This window comes from Candidatus Krumholzibacteriia bacterium (assembly GCA_029865265.1).
Taxonomy (GTDB): Bacteria; Krumholzibacteriota; Krumholzibacteriia; order WVZY01; family JAKEHA01; genus JAKEHA01.
In genome coordinates this window covers 1-16281 of the sequence record JAOUHG010000013.1, presented here as the reverse complement: position 1 = coordinate 16281, position 16281 = coordinate 1, and the positions used below count along the sequence as shown (strand labels likewise).

Below are 16281 nucleotides of genomic sequence, written 5' to 3'. Positions count from 1 at the left end.
CGGCGGGGCGCCTTCCGGCTCCCGGTTGCCGCGGGGGGCCTATTCCTCCCAGCTGAGCACGCCGCTCTGGTACTCCGTCACCCGGGTTTCGAAGAAGTTCTTCTCCTTCTTGAGATCGATGACTTCGCTCATCCACGGGAACGGGTTGGCCACGTTGTACTGTTTGGGCAGGTTGATGCGCTCCAGGCGGCGGTCGGCGATGTGGCGCACGTACTGACCGATGGCCTCCGCGTTCAGCCCCAGGATGCCGCGGGGGAGGCAGTCGTTGGCGTAGGCAATCTCGAGATCCACCGAGCGTTTGATGTTCTCCACCAGGCCGGCCTTGAAAGCATCCGTCCAGATCTCCGGATTTTCCATGACCACCGTGTTGATGAGGTCGGTTCCGAAGGCCAGGTGCACGGATTCGTCGCGCAGGATGAACTGAAACTGCTCGCCCACACCCACCATCTTGTTCTGGCGCAGGAAGGAGAGCATCATCACGAAGCCGGCGTAGAAGAAGATGCCCTCCATGATGACGTAGTAGCCCACCAGGTCGTGCACGAAACGCTGTGTGTTCTCGCGGCCCTCGGTGGTGAAGGCCGGATCGAGGATCGACTTGGTGATGTCGATGACGAAGTCGTCCTTCTGCTTGATGCTCGGGATGGTGAGGTACATGTTGTACACCTCGTCCGGGTCCAGGCCGAGTGTGTCGCAGCAGTAGATGAAAGTGTCGGTGTGGATGGCCTCTTCGTATGCCTGGCGCAGCAGATACTGGCGACACTCGGGATTGGTGACGTGCTTGTACACGTTCAGCACGATGTTGTTGGCGGTGAGGCTTTCCGCCGTCGAGAAGAATCCCATGTTCCACAGGACCAGACGGCGCTCATCGTCGGTGAGGGCGTCCGGGCTGCGCCACATCTCAACGTCCTTCTGCATGTTCACTTCTTCGGGTGTCCAGTTGTTGGCCACGCCGTCCTTGTAGTGCTTGCGCGCCCACTGGTACTTCATGGGGAGGATTTTGTTGGGATCCGTCGACGAACAGTTGAGGATTCTTTTCTCGTTCGGGGTCCTGGTTTCCATGGTGCTTTACCTTTCGTTCCTTACTGGCACGCCTCACACGACGGGTCCATGATCGAGCACGCACTCTTCACCTGCGACGCGGGCACCGTTTCCGTCTCCGCCACGTGGGCGGCGCCGGTCGCGAACTTCTTGTTCTTCGAATCGAGCGTCGACTTCTCGATGGACGACGCACCCAGCGTTCGCAGGTAGTAGGTCGTCTTCAGTCCCATTCTCCATGCCGCCATGTAGATGTCGGAAATCTGCTTGCCGGACTTGGTGGTGGTGAAGATGTTGACCGACTGACTCTGGTCGATCCACTTGCCGCGATGGGACGCGTGCTGGACAATCCAGTCGGAATCGATCTCAAAGACTTCCTGGTAACGCGCGCGCATTTCCTCCGGAATGGAGTCGATGCGCTGCACGCTGCCGTCGTAGTACTTGATCTTCTCCATCATGTCCTCGTCCCACAGCCCGGCCTCTTTGAGGTCGATGACCAGGAACTTGTTGATGATGGTGAATTCGCCGCTGAAGTTCGACTTCACGTACATGTTCTTGTAGATCGGCTCAATGGACGGAACACAGCCGGCGATGTTGGCGATGGTCGCGGTGGGCGCAATCGCCATGGTGTTGGAGTTGCGCATTCCGTGCTGCTTCACGTGCGCGCGTACCGGTTTCCAATCCAGGTGTGAACGGCGATCCACACCCGTGGCCAGACCGCGTTCCTGCTCCAGCAGATCGAGGGTGTCGACCGGGAAGATGCCGCGGTCCCACTTGGAGCCCGCGAAGGTCGGGTAGGGGCCCTTCTCGGCGGCGAGCTCCGACGACGCCAGAATGGCGTGGTAGGAGATGAACTCCTGGATCTCATCCGAGAAGCGCACCGCATCCTCGCTTCCGAAGGCCAGGTTGGACATATACAACGCGTCCTGCAGTCCCATCACGCCCAGGCCGATGGGACGGTGGCGCAGGTTGGCGTGGCGCGACTCCGGCGTCGGGTAGAAGTTGAGATCGATGACGTTGTCGAGCATCCGCACCGCCATCTTGATGGTGTACTGCAGACGCTCGTGGTTGATCTTGCCGTCGTCGATGTGGCACGAGAGGTTTATCGAACCCAGGTTGCACACCGCCGTCTCGTCCATCGAGGTGTTGAGCGTGATCTCGGTGCACAGGTTGGAGCTGTGCACCACGCCCACGTGATCCTGGGGGGAGCGGACGTTGCACGGATCCTTGAAGGTGATCCACGGGTGCCCGGTTTCGTAGAGCATGGTGATCATCTTGCGCCACAGGTCCACGGCCCGCGTGCGGCGGAACAGACGGATCTCACCGCGGTCGGCCATGCGCTCGTACTCTTCGTAGCGCTCCTCGAACGCGCGACCGAACAGGTCGTGCAGGTCCGGGGTCTCGTCCGGCGAGAACAGCGTCCACGGGCCATCGGCCAGCACGCGCTTCATGAACAGATCCGGGATCCAGTTTGCGGTGTTGGTGTCGTGCGTGCGGCGGCGCTCGTCGCCCGTGTTCTTGCGCAGCTCGAGGAAGTCCTCGATGTCGTAGTGCCACGTCTCCAGGTACACGCAGGTCGCACCCCGGCGCTTGCCGCTGCGGTTGATGGCCGCGGTGGTGGCGTCGACGATCTTGAGAAACGGTACCACGCCCTGGCTGCCCACGTTGGTGCTCTTGATCATGGCGCCGGTGCCGCGGATGCTGGTCCAGTCGTTGCCCAGGCCGCCCGACCACTTGGAGAGCTGCGCGTTGTCGCCGATGCTCTTGAGGATGTGCGACAGGTCGTCCTTCACCGTGGTTAGGTAGCACGAACTCATCTGCGGGTGATTGGTGCCCGAGTGGAAGAGCGTTGGCGTTGACGGCACGTAGTGCAGCGACGAGATCACGTCATAGAAACGCAGCGCATGCGCCTCGCGATCGGCGGCCTCGTTGAGCGCGAGGCCCATCGCGATGCGCATCCAGAAGTACTGCGGCGTTTCCATGATCTCCTGTTGCAGGTTCTTCAGGAAGTAGCGGTCGTACAGCACCTGCGCGCCCAGGTAGGTGAACAGGCGGTCGCGCTCCGGGCGCAGCTCGCCGCCCAGGCGGGCCAGGTCGAACTCCAGCAGGCGCGGATCCAGCCGGCCCGCATCCACGCCCTGCTTGATGCGCTGCATGAAGCCGCTGCGGTGCGCGTCGGCGAAGGTGTCCGAGAACTCGTCGACAGCTAGCACGGCCTTGTACAGGTCGTTGAACAGGAAGCGCGCGGCCAGCGTCGAGTACACCGGATCGCGCTCGATGCGCGCGCGGATGGCCATGATGACGGCCTGGTTGATCTGCGACGTCTGGATGCCGTCGTAGAGGCCCAGCTTGGTGTCGCGCAGGATGCCGATGATGTCGATGGTTCCGTCGAGACCTTCGCAGCAGTTGGTGATGGCGCGCTCGATCTCGCCGATGTTGAACTCCACCACGTCGCCGCTGCGCTTGACCACCTTGATCTCACGGCGGTCGATCTTCTCCAGCAGCTCGTCCTGCTTGTGGCGGCGGAAGTCCTCGCGCTCCTTGCGGTAGAGGATGTACGCCTTGGCGACCTCGAACAGACCGCGCTCGGCGAGCATCATCTCGACGACGTCCTGGATGTCCTCCACGCCCGGGATGCGCTCTTCGAACTTCTCTTCGATGACCGCGGTGACATCGTCCGTCACCAGCGAGTAGAACTCCGACGAGACCGCGACGTCGGTGGCGGTGCACGCCTTCTCGATCGCGCGCTCGATGCGGATTCGATCGAAGTCGACGACGGAACCGTTGCGCTTCTTGACCTTCGTGATCTCCATGGCTCTCCTGCCGGTGCTTTGCCGTAACTCGTTTACCAGTAGTTATTTAAGGGTCAACCGAGGAGCGGCGGCCTGGGAGGCCCGGCGGCCGACCGACGTAACCTGTTGTGGTCATTGACCCAACATGTTGGGGGCGTCGATCCCACCACCCCTACCGATTGAGGTTCGGCCATAGTACGGACCGGCCACAGGGCCGTCAAGCCTTTCTCCGTGTTGTGAAATCATTATCAAGTAATGCTGTATCTCCTTATTAATATATAAGATAAGCAAATGGCCGCGGGCCTGCAATGTGGATTGGCGGTGGATAGACGGTGGATGGTTTTCAACACCGCGCGGCGCGGGATTGCGGTGGTCAATCGCCGCCGGACGGGTCTAGATTGACAGTCCAATGAACAGCGCACACACCCACATTGCGGCCAACGTGGCGCGCGTCCGCGAGCGCGTCGCCGCCGCCGCAAGCCGGGCCGGACGGCCCGCGGAGGCGGTGACCATCGTCGCCGTCACCAAGACCTTTGGACCCGACATGGTGGAGGCGATCGCGCGTGCGGGAATCGGTGACATCGGTGAGAACCGGGTGCAGGAGCTGCTGACGAAGCTGGACGCGGTCCGGGAGCCGTGCCGCTGGCACCTGGTGGGACCGCTGCAGCGCAACAAGGCGGGAAAGGTGGTGGGGCGCGTGCATCTGCTGCAGGCCATCGACGGTGTGCGCATCGCTGAAACCGTGGACCGCATCGCGGGTGAGCGCGGGGTGCGCGCGGCGGTGCTGCTGGAGGTGAACACCTCCGGCGAGGCGAGCAAGCACGGGGTCGCTCCTGGTGAGACGGTGGCCGCCGGCGAAGCGCTCGCCGGTCTCGCGCATCTCGACTTCCGCGGGCTGATGACCATCGGTCCGCTGACGGGCGGCCCCGACGACACACGGCGCTGTTTTCGGCAACTCCACGCCCTGGCGGAGGAGACCCGCCGCGCCACGGGTCTCGCGCTGCCCGAGCTGAGCATGGGGATGAGCGGCGATTTCGAGGCCGCCATCGAGGAGGGGGCCACCATCATCCGGGTGGGCCGGGTGATCACGGGGGACCGGCCGGAACCAGTCGGCTGAGAAATTTCTTACCACCTGGCGGACCCTCATTGTATGCTGCCCGCTCAAACCGGCCTTGCGCCGCGCCGGATCGACGGGTACTTTGTTGTAGCACAACGGGTTGCCGACCCGGACAGGATTGCCGGGCGGATGTGCTTCCCGGCGCGTGGCTTGCACAGGGGAATCCGGGCCACAGAAGCCCGCGAGCGCCAATGGACCCGGCCTCGCAGGAGGATTGACGATGCGTATTACGCCGCTGGATGTTCGCAAACAGGAATTCCGCAGGATCATGCGTGGCCTCGACTCGGACGAGGTCTATGCGTTTCTCGCCACCGTCGCCGACGAGTACGAGGCCGTGCTCAACGACAACAAGGCGCTGCGCGAGCGGCTGCTCGAGCTCGACGACAAGGTGCAGGAGTACAAGTCCATCGAGCGCACGCTGCGGGACACGCTGCTCACCGCCGAACGCGTCACGGTGGAGTCCAAGGACAACGCGCGCCGCGAGGCGAGTCTGATCGTCAAGGAGGCGCAGCTCGAGGCGGAGCGCGCCCTGCGCAACATCACCGGCGAAGCCGCGCGGCTGCGCCAGGAAGTGCAGCGTCTGCGCTCGCAGCGCGACGGCTACCTGGCCAAGATGAAGGTGGTGGCCGAGTCGCACGTCAAGTTCATCGAGTCGGCGGAGAACGATTTCCGGGCCGAGGACGAGGCCCTGCCGGAAGAGCCGCAGCGTTCGTCGGCACGCCCCGCGGCGCCCGCGCCGCGGCCCAAGACGCTCTTTGAGAAACCGCGCGCGGCGCAGGCGGCGCCCGCGCCCCGTCCGGCACCGGCCGAGCGGCCCGCACCGGCCCCGCGGCCCAGAGCAGAGACACGGCCGCAGCCGGAGGCTTCGGACGACGAGCAGATTGCCGGCATCGGGGACATCCTCGAGCGCCTCTCGCAGAGCCAGCGCGATACCATCGCGCCGGAACCACTGGAGACCGAGTCCGGTTTCACGCCGGAGCACCGGGCCGCATCCATTCCGCCGCGCTCTCCCGAGCCCATTGTCCATGCGGAGCCGTCCGAATCGGAATTGAATATCGAGCAGATCCGGCGCGACCTGCAGCGGCTGGCGTCCGCGCCGCGTCCCCCCGACGGTCCCAACGCGTCGTAGCAACCTCCATCTCGTTGACGCAGGTGCGGCCCGCGGGGAATCCCGCGGGCCGCGCCCGTTTTCGGCGTTTTCCCCGTCATGGGCATCTGATAAAATGCGCCGTTCACAGAACGGACCGGAACCAGGGCGCGGCCAGGCGCGGGTGCGCGCGGCCGGGGAGCAACGCATGCACGGACTCTACGATCGAATCCAGGACGCCGCCGCGGCGGTTGCCAAACGCAGCAGGTTGAAGCCACGCACCGGCATCGTGCTGGGCACGGGTCTCGGTGACCTCGCCGACGCCATGCTGGTCGACACCGTGGTTCCGTACGAAGAGATTCCCCACTTCGTCAAGTCCACCACCATCGGCCACAAGGGCAACTTCGTGATGGGCACGCTGAGCGGCCAGCCGGTCATCACCATGCAGGGACGTCTTCATTATTATGAGGGCTATTCCATGCAGGAGATCACGTTCCCGATACGGGTGATGCGCGCGCTCGGGGTGGAGGACCTGCTGGTGTTCAACGCGGTGGGCGGCATGAACCCGCACCTCGATCTCGGCGACCTCGTGGCCGTGACCGACCACATCAATCTGATGGGCGACAACCCGTTGATCGGCTGGAACGACGACCGGCTGGGGGAACGTTTCCCCGACATGTCGCAGCCGTACTCGCGCGAGCTGCGCGCCCGCATGGAAGCCGTCGCACTGGAAACCGGCACCCCGTTGCGCCGTGGCGTGCTGGTGGCCGTGGCCGGGCCCAACCTGGAGACGGCGGCCGAGTACCGCTTCCTGCGTCGCATGGGCGCGGATGTGGTGGGAATGTCGCTGGTGCCGGAGAACCTGGTGGCCGTGCACGCGGGCATGAAGGTGCTGGGCATCTGCGTGGTCACCGACCTGTGCAAACCGGACGCGCTCGAACCGGCGGATTTAAAGCGCATCATCGCCACCGCCAACGCCGCCGAACCGAAGTTGCGGCGCCTGGTCGTCGAATACCTCAAGCGGGCGTGACGCGCGTCGCACCCGGTCAGGAACGCATGAGCGATACCCGTTTCCCTAGGCTGGCCTCGTCGCAAGCCGTGCCCGCCGCCGAAGAGGCGATGTCCGCGTACTGGGAGCGCGAGGGCATCTTCCAGCGCAGCGTCGACGAGCGCCCCGCGGACAACCCCTACGTGTTCTACGAGGGCCCGCCCACCGCCAACGGCCGGCCCGGCGTGCACCACGTGATCGCACGCCTGTGCAAGGATCTCGTGTGCCGCTACAAGACCATGCGCGGGCACCGGGTGGTGCGCAAGGCGGGCTGGGACACGCACGGACTGCCGGTTGAGATCGAGGTGGAGCGCTCACTCGGCTTCGACCGCAAGGAGCAGATCGAGGCGTACGGCATCGCCGAGTTCAACCGCAAGTGCCGGGAGAGCGTGTTCAAGTACGAGAAGGACTGGGTGACGTTCACGCGCCGCATCGCGTTCTGGGTGGACATGGACCACCCCTACGTCACCTACGACAACCGCTACATCGAGACGGTGTGGTGGATTCTCAAGGAGTTCTGGAAGCAGGGGCTGATCTACCAGGGGTACAAGAGCGTCCCGTTCTGCCCGCGCTGCCAGACCTCGCTCTCCAGCCACGAGGTCAGCCAGGGCTACAAGGACGTCACCGACCCCAGCGTGTACATCAAATTCAAGCGCAGCGGCGCCGACGAGTTCTTCCTGGCGTGGACCACCACCCCGTGGACGCTCACCTGCAACGCCGCGCTGGCGGTGGCGGCGAAGGAGACCTACGCGCGCGTGTCGCACAACGGTGAGGTGCTGGTGCTGGCCGAGGCGCTGCTCGGTGTGCTGGACGGGGAGGTCGAGGTGCTCGATCGCGTGAAGGGTGCGGACCTGGTGGGTGCCTCCTACCAGCCGCTGTTCGACTACTACAAGGACACCGAGGGTGCCTTCCGCGTGATCGCGGGCGACTTCGTGAGCCTGGAGGACGGCACCGGCATCGTGCACATCGCACCCGCCTTCGGCGCGGACGACTTCCGCATGCACCAGGAGTTCGGGATCCCTCTCATCCAGGGTGTGCGGACCGACGGCACCTTCGAGGACGCGGTCACCGACTGGGCGGGCCAGTTCATCAAGGACGCCGATCCCCTCATCATCAAGTGGCTCAAGCAACACGGCAAGCTGTACAAGAGCGCCCGCGTCACCCACTCGTACCCGTTCTGCTGGCGCTGCTCGACCCCGCTGATGTACTACGCGCGGCAGTCGTGGTACATCCGCACCACATCGTACAAGGACAAGATGATCGAGGCCAACGCCCGCGTGAACTGGATCCCGAAAGACGTGGGGGAGTCCCGCTTCGGCAACTGGCTCGAGAACAACGTGGACTGGTCGCTGTCGCGCGAACGCTACTGGGGGACGCCGCTCAACATCTGGACCTGCGACGCGTGCGGCGAGCGCGACGCGGTGGGGAGCATCGAGGAACTGCGCGAGCGCGCTACCAACCTGGCCGCCGACGAGGCGTCGCTGGACCTGCACCGGCCGTTCGTGGACGACGTGGAACTCGCGTGCGCGTGCGGTGGCGTGATGCGGCGCGTGAAGGACGTCATCGACGTGTGGTTCGACTCCGGGGCCATGCCCTTTGCGCAGTACCACTACCCGTGGGACGAAAGCGGCATGTTCGCGCGGCAGTTTCCCGCCGACTACATCTCCGAGGGCATCGACCAGTCGCGCGGCTGGTTCTACTCGCTGCTGGCGATCTCGGTGTTCCTTCGGGGCGAGAGTCCGTTCCGCAACTGCCTGACCACCGGGCACATCCTGGACAAGCACGGGCAGAAGATGTCCAAGAGCAAGCGCAACACCGTGGACCCCGGGGACGTGCTCGACGACGACGGTGCCGATGCGCTGCGCTGGTACCTTTGCACCACCAGCCCGCCATGGACGCCCACCCGCTTCGACCGCGACGGTGTGAAGGACACCGCGCGCAAGCTGCTGGAGAACCTGCGCAACGTATACGCCTTCTTCGCCATGTACGCGTCCATCGACGGTTACCGCCACGGCAAGGAAGCAGGGGAGCCTTCGCTGCTCGACCGCTGGATCCTGTCGCGCTACAACACCACCGTGTCGCGCGTGGCCGGCGGGCTGGACGAGTATGACCTCACACGCGCCGCGCGTACCATCGAGCGCTTCGTCCTCGACGAACTCTCCAACTGGTACGTGCGCCGGTCGCGCCGCCGCTTCTGGAAGGGCGAGATGGGCCCGGACAAGCTGGCGGCCTACAACACGCTGTACACGGTGCTGGATGGCATGGCGCGCCTGCTCGCACCTTTCGTCCCCTATCTCTCTGACGAGATCCACCTGGCGCTGCGCGGCCGCACCGCGACCGACGGCGACGGCAGCAGCGTGCACCTGGAGTCGTTCCCGGTGTCGGACGCCGGCGCCATCGACGAGGCGCTGGAGGCAAAGATGGCCGTTGCGCTCGCGGTGGTGTCGCTGGGGCGCACGGTGCGCAACGACGCGGGTGTCCGCGTGCGCCAGCCGCTCTCCGAGATACTGGTTCATTCCAATGACGGCGCGTCGCTGGATCGTTTCATCGATGACAGCGAGATCTCCGGCCTGGTGCTCGACGAGTTGAACGTGCGCGCGGTGCGAAGGGTGGACAAACTGGGCGACCTGGTCCGTCTCTCCGCCACGCCCGCGTTCCCGGTGCTGGGCAGGAAGTACGGCAAGCGCGTGCCGCGCATCGCCGCGGCCATCAAGTCCGCGCCCCAGGAGAAACTGGCCGCCTTCATGAAGACCGGCGCGCTCACGCTCGAAGTAGACGGTGAGGCGGTTGCCATCACCCGCGAAGACGCCGGCGTGCAGGTGGCCGCGGCCGAGGGGTATGGCGCCGCCGAGGAACGCGGTATCACCGTGATCGTGAATCTCACCCTCGACGACGAGCTGCGCCTGGAGGGCGCGGCGCGCGAGGTTGTCAATCGCCTGCAGAATCTCCGTAAGAACTCGGGATTCGAGGTGACCGATCGCATCCGCCTGCGCTACCAGGGCGGCGAGGCCACCGCGCGCGTCTTCGATGCCGCCGGCAAACTGATCGCCGCCGAGACGCTGGCCGACGACATCGCGCGCGGCGAGGTGGACTGGGAGCACCGCACGGAACTGGATCTGGATGGCGAGCGCGTCACGTTGTGGGTGCAGAAATGTCGTTGACACTCCCCGGGAGCGGTACTATCTTTCGGTCGCTCCAGTGGCGTGGCTGTTGCTGTAAAGTGTTCTAATACAAGAGGTTGTGCAGGATGAACAAGAGAGAACTGCAGCGTTTCAGGACACTCGTCGAAGCGGAACGGCAGCGCGTCCTCCAGCGGCTGGGCATGATCGAGGAGGAGATCCAGGGTATGGCGGCGAGCCAGTCCGGGAACCAGAGCTACTCCAACCACATGGCCGACATAGGCTCCGACGTGATCGAACAGGAGCAGGCGTTCCTGCACGCCAGCCAGGGCACCGACTACGTGATCGCACTCGAGGCTGCCCTGCGCCGCATCGACAAGGGCACCTACGGTGTGTGCGAGGAGTGCAGCGAGAAGATTCCGCCGCGGCGTCTCGAGGCGTTTCTCGCCGCGCGGCTGTGCATCAAGTGCCAGTCCCGCGCTGAAAAGATGCAGAGGAGCTAGCGTGCGGTTTCTTGTTCCCGCCGCACTTGTCGTCGTCATCGACCAGCTCACCAAACAGCTCATCTGGCGAAACGGACAGAACTACGAGATCGTTGCCGGCTTTCTGAACATCACGCTCGTCAAGAACGCGGGCGCGGCGTTCGGTATCTTCCAGGGTGGCCGCCTGTTCTTCATCGTCGCCAGCGTGGTGGCGCTGGTGTTGATCTCGCTGGTGGCGTTTCGTCTGCCGCGCGCAGAGAAGTTCCGCCGCCTGTGCCTGGGCCTTGTCCTCGGCGGGGCCATCGGCAACCTCGTCGATCGCGTCCTGCACGGAGAGGTCATCGACTTCATCCAGATCGGTTTCACCGGTCACTACTGGCCCGTGTTCAACGTTGCGGACATGGCGGTGACGATCGGCGCGGCGCTGCTGGTGCTGGTTGCGCTGCGCACGAAGGAAACGCATGTCGACGCGCCCGCCACCGACGGCGCCCTGGTTGCCCCGCGCGACCAGCGCGCGCCGGAGCGTTAGCAGGGCACGGCCATGGGCGACGCACGTCTGACAGTTGTCGTCGCCGAAAGCGGCGCCGGGCAGCGCCTCGACCGCTACTGCGCCGCCACGCTTCCCGCTTACTCGCGGACCCGGATCCAATCCCTCAATGCGGCGGGCGCCGTGCGTGTCAACGGACGCGCGCGGCCGGACAGCCATTTGCTGGCGGCGGGTGACACCATCGAGATAGAAGCCGGCGCCGTGGCGCAGCCCGCTGCGACCCGCGCCGTCCCCGCGCCGCAATCAATCGATATTGCGGTGGTGTATGAGGACGAGTCGCTGGTGGTGGTGAACAAGCCCGCCGGACTCGTGGTTCACCCCGCGCACGGCAACTGGGACGGGACGCTGGTGAACGCGCTGCTGGGGCGCGGCACCACGCTGGCTGGACTGGGGGGTGGCGACCGCCCGGGCGTGGTGCACCGGCTGGACAAGGATACCTCCGGCGTGATGGTGCTGGCCAAGACCGACGCGAGTTACCGGGCGCTAACCGCCGAGATCAAGGAGAGGCGCTTCGACAAGACCTACCACGCGATCGTCTTCGGCAACCTGCGCGCGCCGCGCGTGACCGTCGACGAGCCGGTTGCGCGCCACCGGGTGCACCGCCAGCGCATGGCGGTCGTGCCGGGGGGACGCCCCGCGGCCACCGAGGTGATCGTGGTGGACACCTACTACCATTTCGACTATATTCGCGCGACCACCCGGACGGGACGGACGCATCAGATTCGCGTCCACCTTGCTCATATCGACAACCCGCTCCTGGGGGACTCCGTTTACGGTGGCCGGAGGCAGAGGATCAGAACGGGACGTGCGCGCTCGCGGGAGACGATCGAACGCCTGCTCAAGATCATGCGACGACACGCGCTGCACGCGTCGGTGTTGTCGTTCACGCACCCGGAAACCGCGCGGCGGATGACATTCACGACGGCGCTGCCCGCCGACATGCGACTCGCCCTGGAAACCCTGTACCGGGAAGACCGGGCGAAGGAGGTCTAGCTTGAAGATCACGCAGAGAGAAGTTGGGAACGCGGTTATTCTTGACCTGAACGGGAAGCTGACCGGCGGCCCGGATGCGGAAGTTTTCCGCGACGTGTTCAAGTCCCTCATCGACCAGGGCAAGAAGAACGTGGTCGTGAACCTGGAGAAGGTCTCGTGGATCAACTCCACCGGTCTCGGCATCCTCATCAGCGGCTACACGTCGGTTCGGCGCGCGGGCGGCGACCTGGTCGTCATGCACGCGTCGGATCGCATCGAGAGTATCCTCTACGTCACCAAGCTCAATCTCCTCTTCAAGTCCTTCGAGGCGGAAGAGGATGCGTTGAAAGCTTTCACGCCCGCCAGCTAGCGTCTCGATCAACGGCGACAGCGGAAGCGGCGTATGGGCGGCAACGTCGAGCAAATGATCCTGAACATCCCGAGCGACCTCAAGTACCTCGGCGCGGTGGATGCTGCCATCCAGGACCTGGCACGGGAGTTCTCGTTCTCCCTGGATGCGATCAATGACGTCAGTACCGCGTTGATCGAGGCGTGCAGCAATGCCATTGAGCACGGGAACCGGTTCGATCCGAACAAGCGGGTGGTCGTGACGTTGTGCTTCAACGGGCAGTCTTTTGCTGCCAGCGTCAAGGATGAGGGCAGCGGCTTCAATTTCCAGAAGGCCCTTGACGAAGACTCGCCGCCGGACCCGATGAGCGAGCGCGGCCGGGGTCTGATGATCATGAAGGCCTTCACCGACAGGCTTTCGTTCCGTTACGCCGACGGCGGTCTGTACGTCGAACTCGCCAAGAATCGCGGAGACGACGGGCCGGAGGAATGATCCCGCCTCAAGCCGCGATACCCACCGGAACCGTGCGCGGCGGACATACGTAGAAGGGGAAACCGCAGCCGTGCGTAGCGGCCGTCCCCGGAGCGGCTTCCAATGACCGGTCCCTTTACCGTCGTCATATCGCTGGTCTACCTCGTCGTCGGGGTATCCGGCTTCCTGCTCGCCCTCACCCTGCTGCGCGTGGGCCGCAACAGCGCCCCCACCCGCGCCGCCGCGTTGATGCTGTTCTTCGCCAGCGTGGGACCGCTGCTCTCCGCGTCCGGCATCATCCTGGAGCGTTCGTTGCGCGACGGGGCTGTGCTCTATACCAGCATGGTGGTCAACTTCGAGTACCTGTGGGAGTTCTACTTTCCGTCCCTGCTGCTCTTCGCGCTCAGTTTTCCCACCGAGAACCGCGTTCTGAACCGCTACCCGGCCCTGGGACTGGTCATTTTTCTGCCCTACATCTTCCACCTCGCCGCCATGATGTTCGGCGACCGCATGCTCGATCAACTCTCCCGCATGCCCGACAGCATCGCCACCGAGGGCGAGTTCGGCGTGGGGCCGCGCGAACTCACGCTGACGGGATTCGACGCCGTGCTGGGCGCGCTGGTGCGCATGCTGGAGCGCGTGCACCGCAACCTGTTTGCCGTCGTCAACATCGTCTACTCGCTGGTCGCGCTCGAGATTCTCAACCGCAGCCAGAACGGGCCGGTGAACGCGCGCCTGTCGCGCCAGTTGCGCGTGGTGGCGCTGGGTGTGCTGGCCAGCGTTATCTTCTATACCTTCGCCAAGGTGGCGCTGCTGGCCCGCATCCCCGCGATCCCGGACAACACCGGTCTCGCGCTGCTAAACCTGTCCCTGGTGGCCAGCGGCGGGGCGATCGCCTACGCGGTCATTCGTCACCAGTTTCTCGGCGTACGCAACGTGCTGGAGCGCTCGCTGCTGTACGGCGTGGTGGCCGCGCTCTTCGCGGGCATCTACCTGCTGCTGGTGCGCCCTATCGCCATATTCTTCGGCCAGTACAGCGCGGGTGGCCGTGAAGCTTTCGAAGCCGGCTTCGTGATGCTGGTGGTTATTGCGTTTCAACCCGCCATCGAACGCGCGGAATCGGTTCTCGAGCACGCACTGGCGCGTGGGCGCGGTGGATTGGCGCAGCGTTTCAAGCGCGTGGGCGACGGGGTGGCCGCGGCCACGACACGCGAAGACCTCGATCTTACCGTCACCCGGGGGCTGCGCGAGGTGCTCGACGCGTCCGACGCGCGGCTGGTGCTGGTTTCCAACGGCAGCGACCCGGTGGCGGCGGCGCTGCTCAAGATCGGAGAGCCGGTGCGGCGCCGCGACCTTCTCGCACCCGCGGAGCCACGCCGCCGGCCGTGGCGTCGCCGCCCGCGCAAGCGGCGCGAGGATGGCGACGCGCCGCCCACGCTCAGGCCCGATCTGCTGCCGGCCGGTATCGACGTGTTCGTACCCATCATCCAGGGCCGCACCTGCGTGGCCTACGTGACCCTGGCGGAGAAGGTCTACGGCCTGACCTACGGCGCCGAGGAACTCGGCCACCTGGCGCTGCTGTCCACACAGATCGGCGCCGCCTTCCAGAACATCCGGCTGCTGGCCGAGAGCGTGGAACGCAAGGTGTTCGAAGAGGAGTTGAAGATCGCGCGCAAGATCCAGATGCAGATGCTGCCCAGCGCGCCGCCATCGCTGCCGGGGTTCGACCTGTTCGGTGTCACCGTTCCCAGCCGGCAGGTGGGCGGTGATTATTACGACTTTGTGCTCGTCGACGGGCGCTGGCTCGTGGTAGTGGTGGCCGACGTTTCCGGCAAGGGTATCCCGGCGTCGATCCTGACCGCCACGCTGCAGGCCACGGTGAGAACCAACACCGATGCGCAGACGCAACCGCGCGACATGATGGCGCGTCTGAACCGGCTGCTGTACCGCAACACCAGTGCCGCGGAGTTCGCCACCGTGTTCTACGCGGTTCTGGACATGGAGAGCGGTGCGGTGCGCTTCAGCAACGCGGGGCACGAGTTTCCCTTCCTCGTCACCGGCGCCGGCGCCCGCATGATCGAGGAGAGCGGCATGGTGCTGGGGTGTCTGGAGGAGTTCGACTATCTCGAATGCGACTGTCACGTGCCCGCGGGTGGTTCACTGGTGGTGTACACGGATGGCGTCACGGATTCCGAGGCGCGTAACGGCGATTACTACGGCGCGCCCCGGTTGCGCTCGGTGCTGGAACGCAACGGTGACATGAGTGCGCGCGACGTGTGCCGGCGCGTGATCGAGGACGTGCGTGCCTTCGGCGACGGCGAGAACCAGGACGACCTCACCGTCGTGGTCCTGAAGAGGAACCCGTGACGCGGGCCGCCGGAGAACGGCGCATCCTGGGCCTGGACCCGGGCGAGCGGCGTGTCGGGCTGGCGGTGAGCGATCCGCTTGGCATTACCGCGCAGGGCCTGGAGACGTTCGACCGTCGCCGGGACGGCGACCTGCTGGACCGCGTGCGCGCGCTGCTGGTCGAGTACGACGTCGAGCGCATCGTGGTGGGCTACCCGTTGGCGCTCAGCGGGCGGGAAACGGATTCTTCGCGGCTCGCCACCGAACTGGCCGGCGCGCTGCGCAAGACCTTTGACGTTCCCGTCGACCTGTGGGACGAGCGCCTGTCGAGCGTGGAGGCGGAACGCACCCTGCGCGGGGAGCGCGCTGAGAAGGGGGCGGTGGACCGGGTGGCGGCGGTGCTGATCCTGCAGGGATACCTGGATGCGCACCGTCACCGGGACGTGCGACCATGAGGAAACGATGAAACATATGCAGACCGTGTTCAAGGTACTCATCGCACTGGCGATCGCCGGGGCGGTGTTCATCGTCTTCGTGGTGTCGGACGTGACCCGGCGTACCGCCCGCGGCGGAGATCCCGTGCGCATCATCGTGGCCGAGGGCGACGGCTTCGGCACGGTGCTGGCCGAACTGCAGGCGAACGGCCTGGTGCGGCGCGGTTGGACGTTCACGTTCTTCGCGCGCGTGCTGGGCCACGATCGCGACATCCGGCGCGGTACCTATGAATTCATTCCCGGGACCCCGCCGGTGGATGTCCTGCGCGCGCTGGTGCGCGGCGACGTGCTTTCCATGCGGGTCACGGTTCCCGAGGGGTTCAACCGCTGGCAGATCGCCCGGGCGTTCGGGCCGGCGGGTGTGGATTCGCTGGCGATGGCCGCGGAGATCCGGAATCCGGAACTCCTGGCCGCGCTTCGGG

At 65.3% G+C, this 16281-nt stretch carries 14 protein-coding genes; 12 read left to right on the top strand and 2 right to left on the bottom strand.

What is annotated here, in order from left to right; all coding sequences use genetic code 11:
• Positions 1–39: 39 nt before the first annotated feature.
• Both OEX18_07995 and OEX18_07990 read right to left on the bottom strand, forming a co-directional pair.
• Complete coding sequence (locus OEX18_07995; GenBank protein MDH4337205.1) at positions 40–1059, bottom strand: ribonucleotide-diphosphate reductase subunit beta; 1020 nt, start codon at positions 1057–1059, stop codon at positions 40–42.
• Between the two features lie 20 nt (positions 1060–1079).
• Positions 1080–3848, bottom strand: coding sequence for a ribonucleoside-diphosphate reductase subunit alpha (locus tag OEX18_07990; protein MDH4337204.1), 2769 nt, complete (start codon positions 3846–3848; stop codon positions 1080–1082).
• A gap of 388 nt (positions 3849–4236) precedes the next feature.
• Between OEX18_07990 and OEX18_07985 the strand changes: the two genes are divergently transcribed.
• The 12 genes from OEX18_07985 to OEX18_07930 form a co-directional block, all read left to right on the top strand.
• On the top strand, positions 4237–4944 hold the full coding sequence (locus OEX18_07985; protein ID MDH4337203.1) for a YggS family pyridoxal phosphate-dependent enzyme: 708 nt from the start codon (positions 4237–4239) through the stop codon (positions 4942–4944).
• A 220-nt stretch (positions 4945–5164) separates the two neighbouring features.
• The gene (locus tag OEX18_07980; GenBank protein ID MDH4337202.1) at positions 5165–6073 is read left to right on the top strand and encodes a DivIVA domain-containing protein; all 909 of its coding nucleotides are present in this window, start codon (positions 5165–5167) and stop codon (positions 6071–6073) included.
• Between the two features lie 166 nt (positions 6074–6239).
• Positions 6240–7061, top strand: coding sequence for a purine-nucleoside phosphorylase (locus OEX18_07975; GenBank protein ID MDH4337201.1), 822 nt, complete (start codon positions 6240–6242; stop codon positions 7059–7061).
• 26 nt (positions 7062–7087) lie between these two features.
• Positions 7088–10240 (top strand): isoleucine--tRNA ligase, encoded by a 3153-nt coding sequence (ileS, locus tag OEX18_07970; GenBank protein ID MDH4337200.1) that lies wholly within the window; start codon positions 7088–7090, stop codon positions 10238–10240.
• An 86-nt stretch (positions 10241–10326) separates the two neighbouring features.
• Positions 10327–10701 carry a TraR/DksA family transcriptional regulator gene (locus tag OEX18_07965; protein ID MDH4337199.1) on the top strand — a complete coding sequence of 125 codons (375 nt, stop codon included), beginning with the start codon at positions 10327–10329 and terminating at the stop codon, positions 10699–10701.
• Between the two features lies 1 nt (position 10702).
• Complete coding sequence (lspA, locus tag OEX18_07960) at positions 10703–11209, top strand: signal peptidase II (GenBank protein MDH4337198.1); 507 nt, start codon at positions 10703–10705, stop codon at positions 11207–11209.
• A gap of 12 nt (positions 11210–11221) precedes the next feature.
• A complete protein-coding gene (locus tag OEX18_07955; protein MDH4337197.1) occupies positions 11222–12220 on the top strand; it encodes an RluA family pseudouridine synthase in 999 nt (332 codons plus the stop codon).
• A 1-nt stretch (position 12221) separates the two neighbouring features.
• Positions 12222–12569, top strand: a complete 348-nt coding sequence (locus OEX18_07950; protein ID MDH4337196.1) for an STAS domain-containing protein — start codon at positions 12222–12224, stop codon at positions 12567–12569.
• 33 nt (positions 12570–12602) lie between these two features.
• Positions 12603–13040 carry an ATP-binding protein gene (locus OEX18_07945; GenBank protein MDH4337195.1) on the top strand — a complete coding sequence of 146 codons (438 nt, stop codon included), beginning with the start codon at positions 12603–12605 and terminating at the stop codon, positions 13038–13040.
• A gap of 102 nt (positions 13041–13142) precedes the next feature.
• Positions 13143–15386, top strand: coding sequence for a PP2C family protein-serine/threonine phosphatase (locus tag OEX18_07940; GenBank protein ID MDH4337194.1), 2244 nt, complete (start codon positions 13143–13145; stop codon positions 15384–15386).
• Positions 15383–15820, top strand: a complete 438-nt coding sequence (gene ruvX / locus OEX18_07935) for a Holliday junction resolvase RuvX (GenBank protein ID MDH4337193.1) — start codon at positions 15383–15385, stop codon at positions 15818–15820. Before OEX18_07940 ends, ruvX begins: the two co-directional genes overlap by 4 nt.
• 7 nt (positions 15821–15827) lie before the next feature.
• Positions 15828–16281 (top strand): endolytic transglycosylase MltG (locus tag OEX18_07930; GenBank protein ID MDH4337192.1); only part of this gene is annotated, 454 nt, incomplete at its 3' end.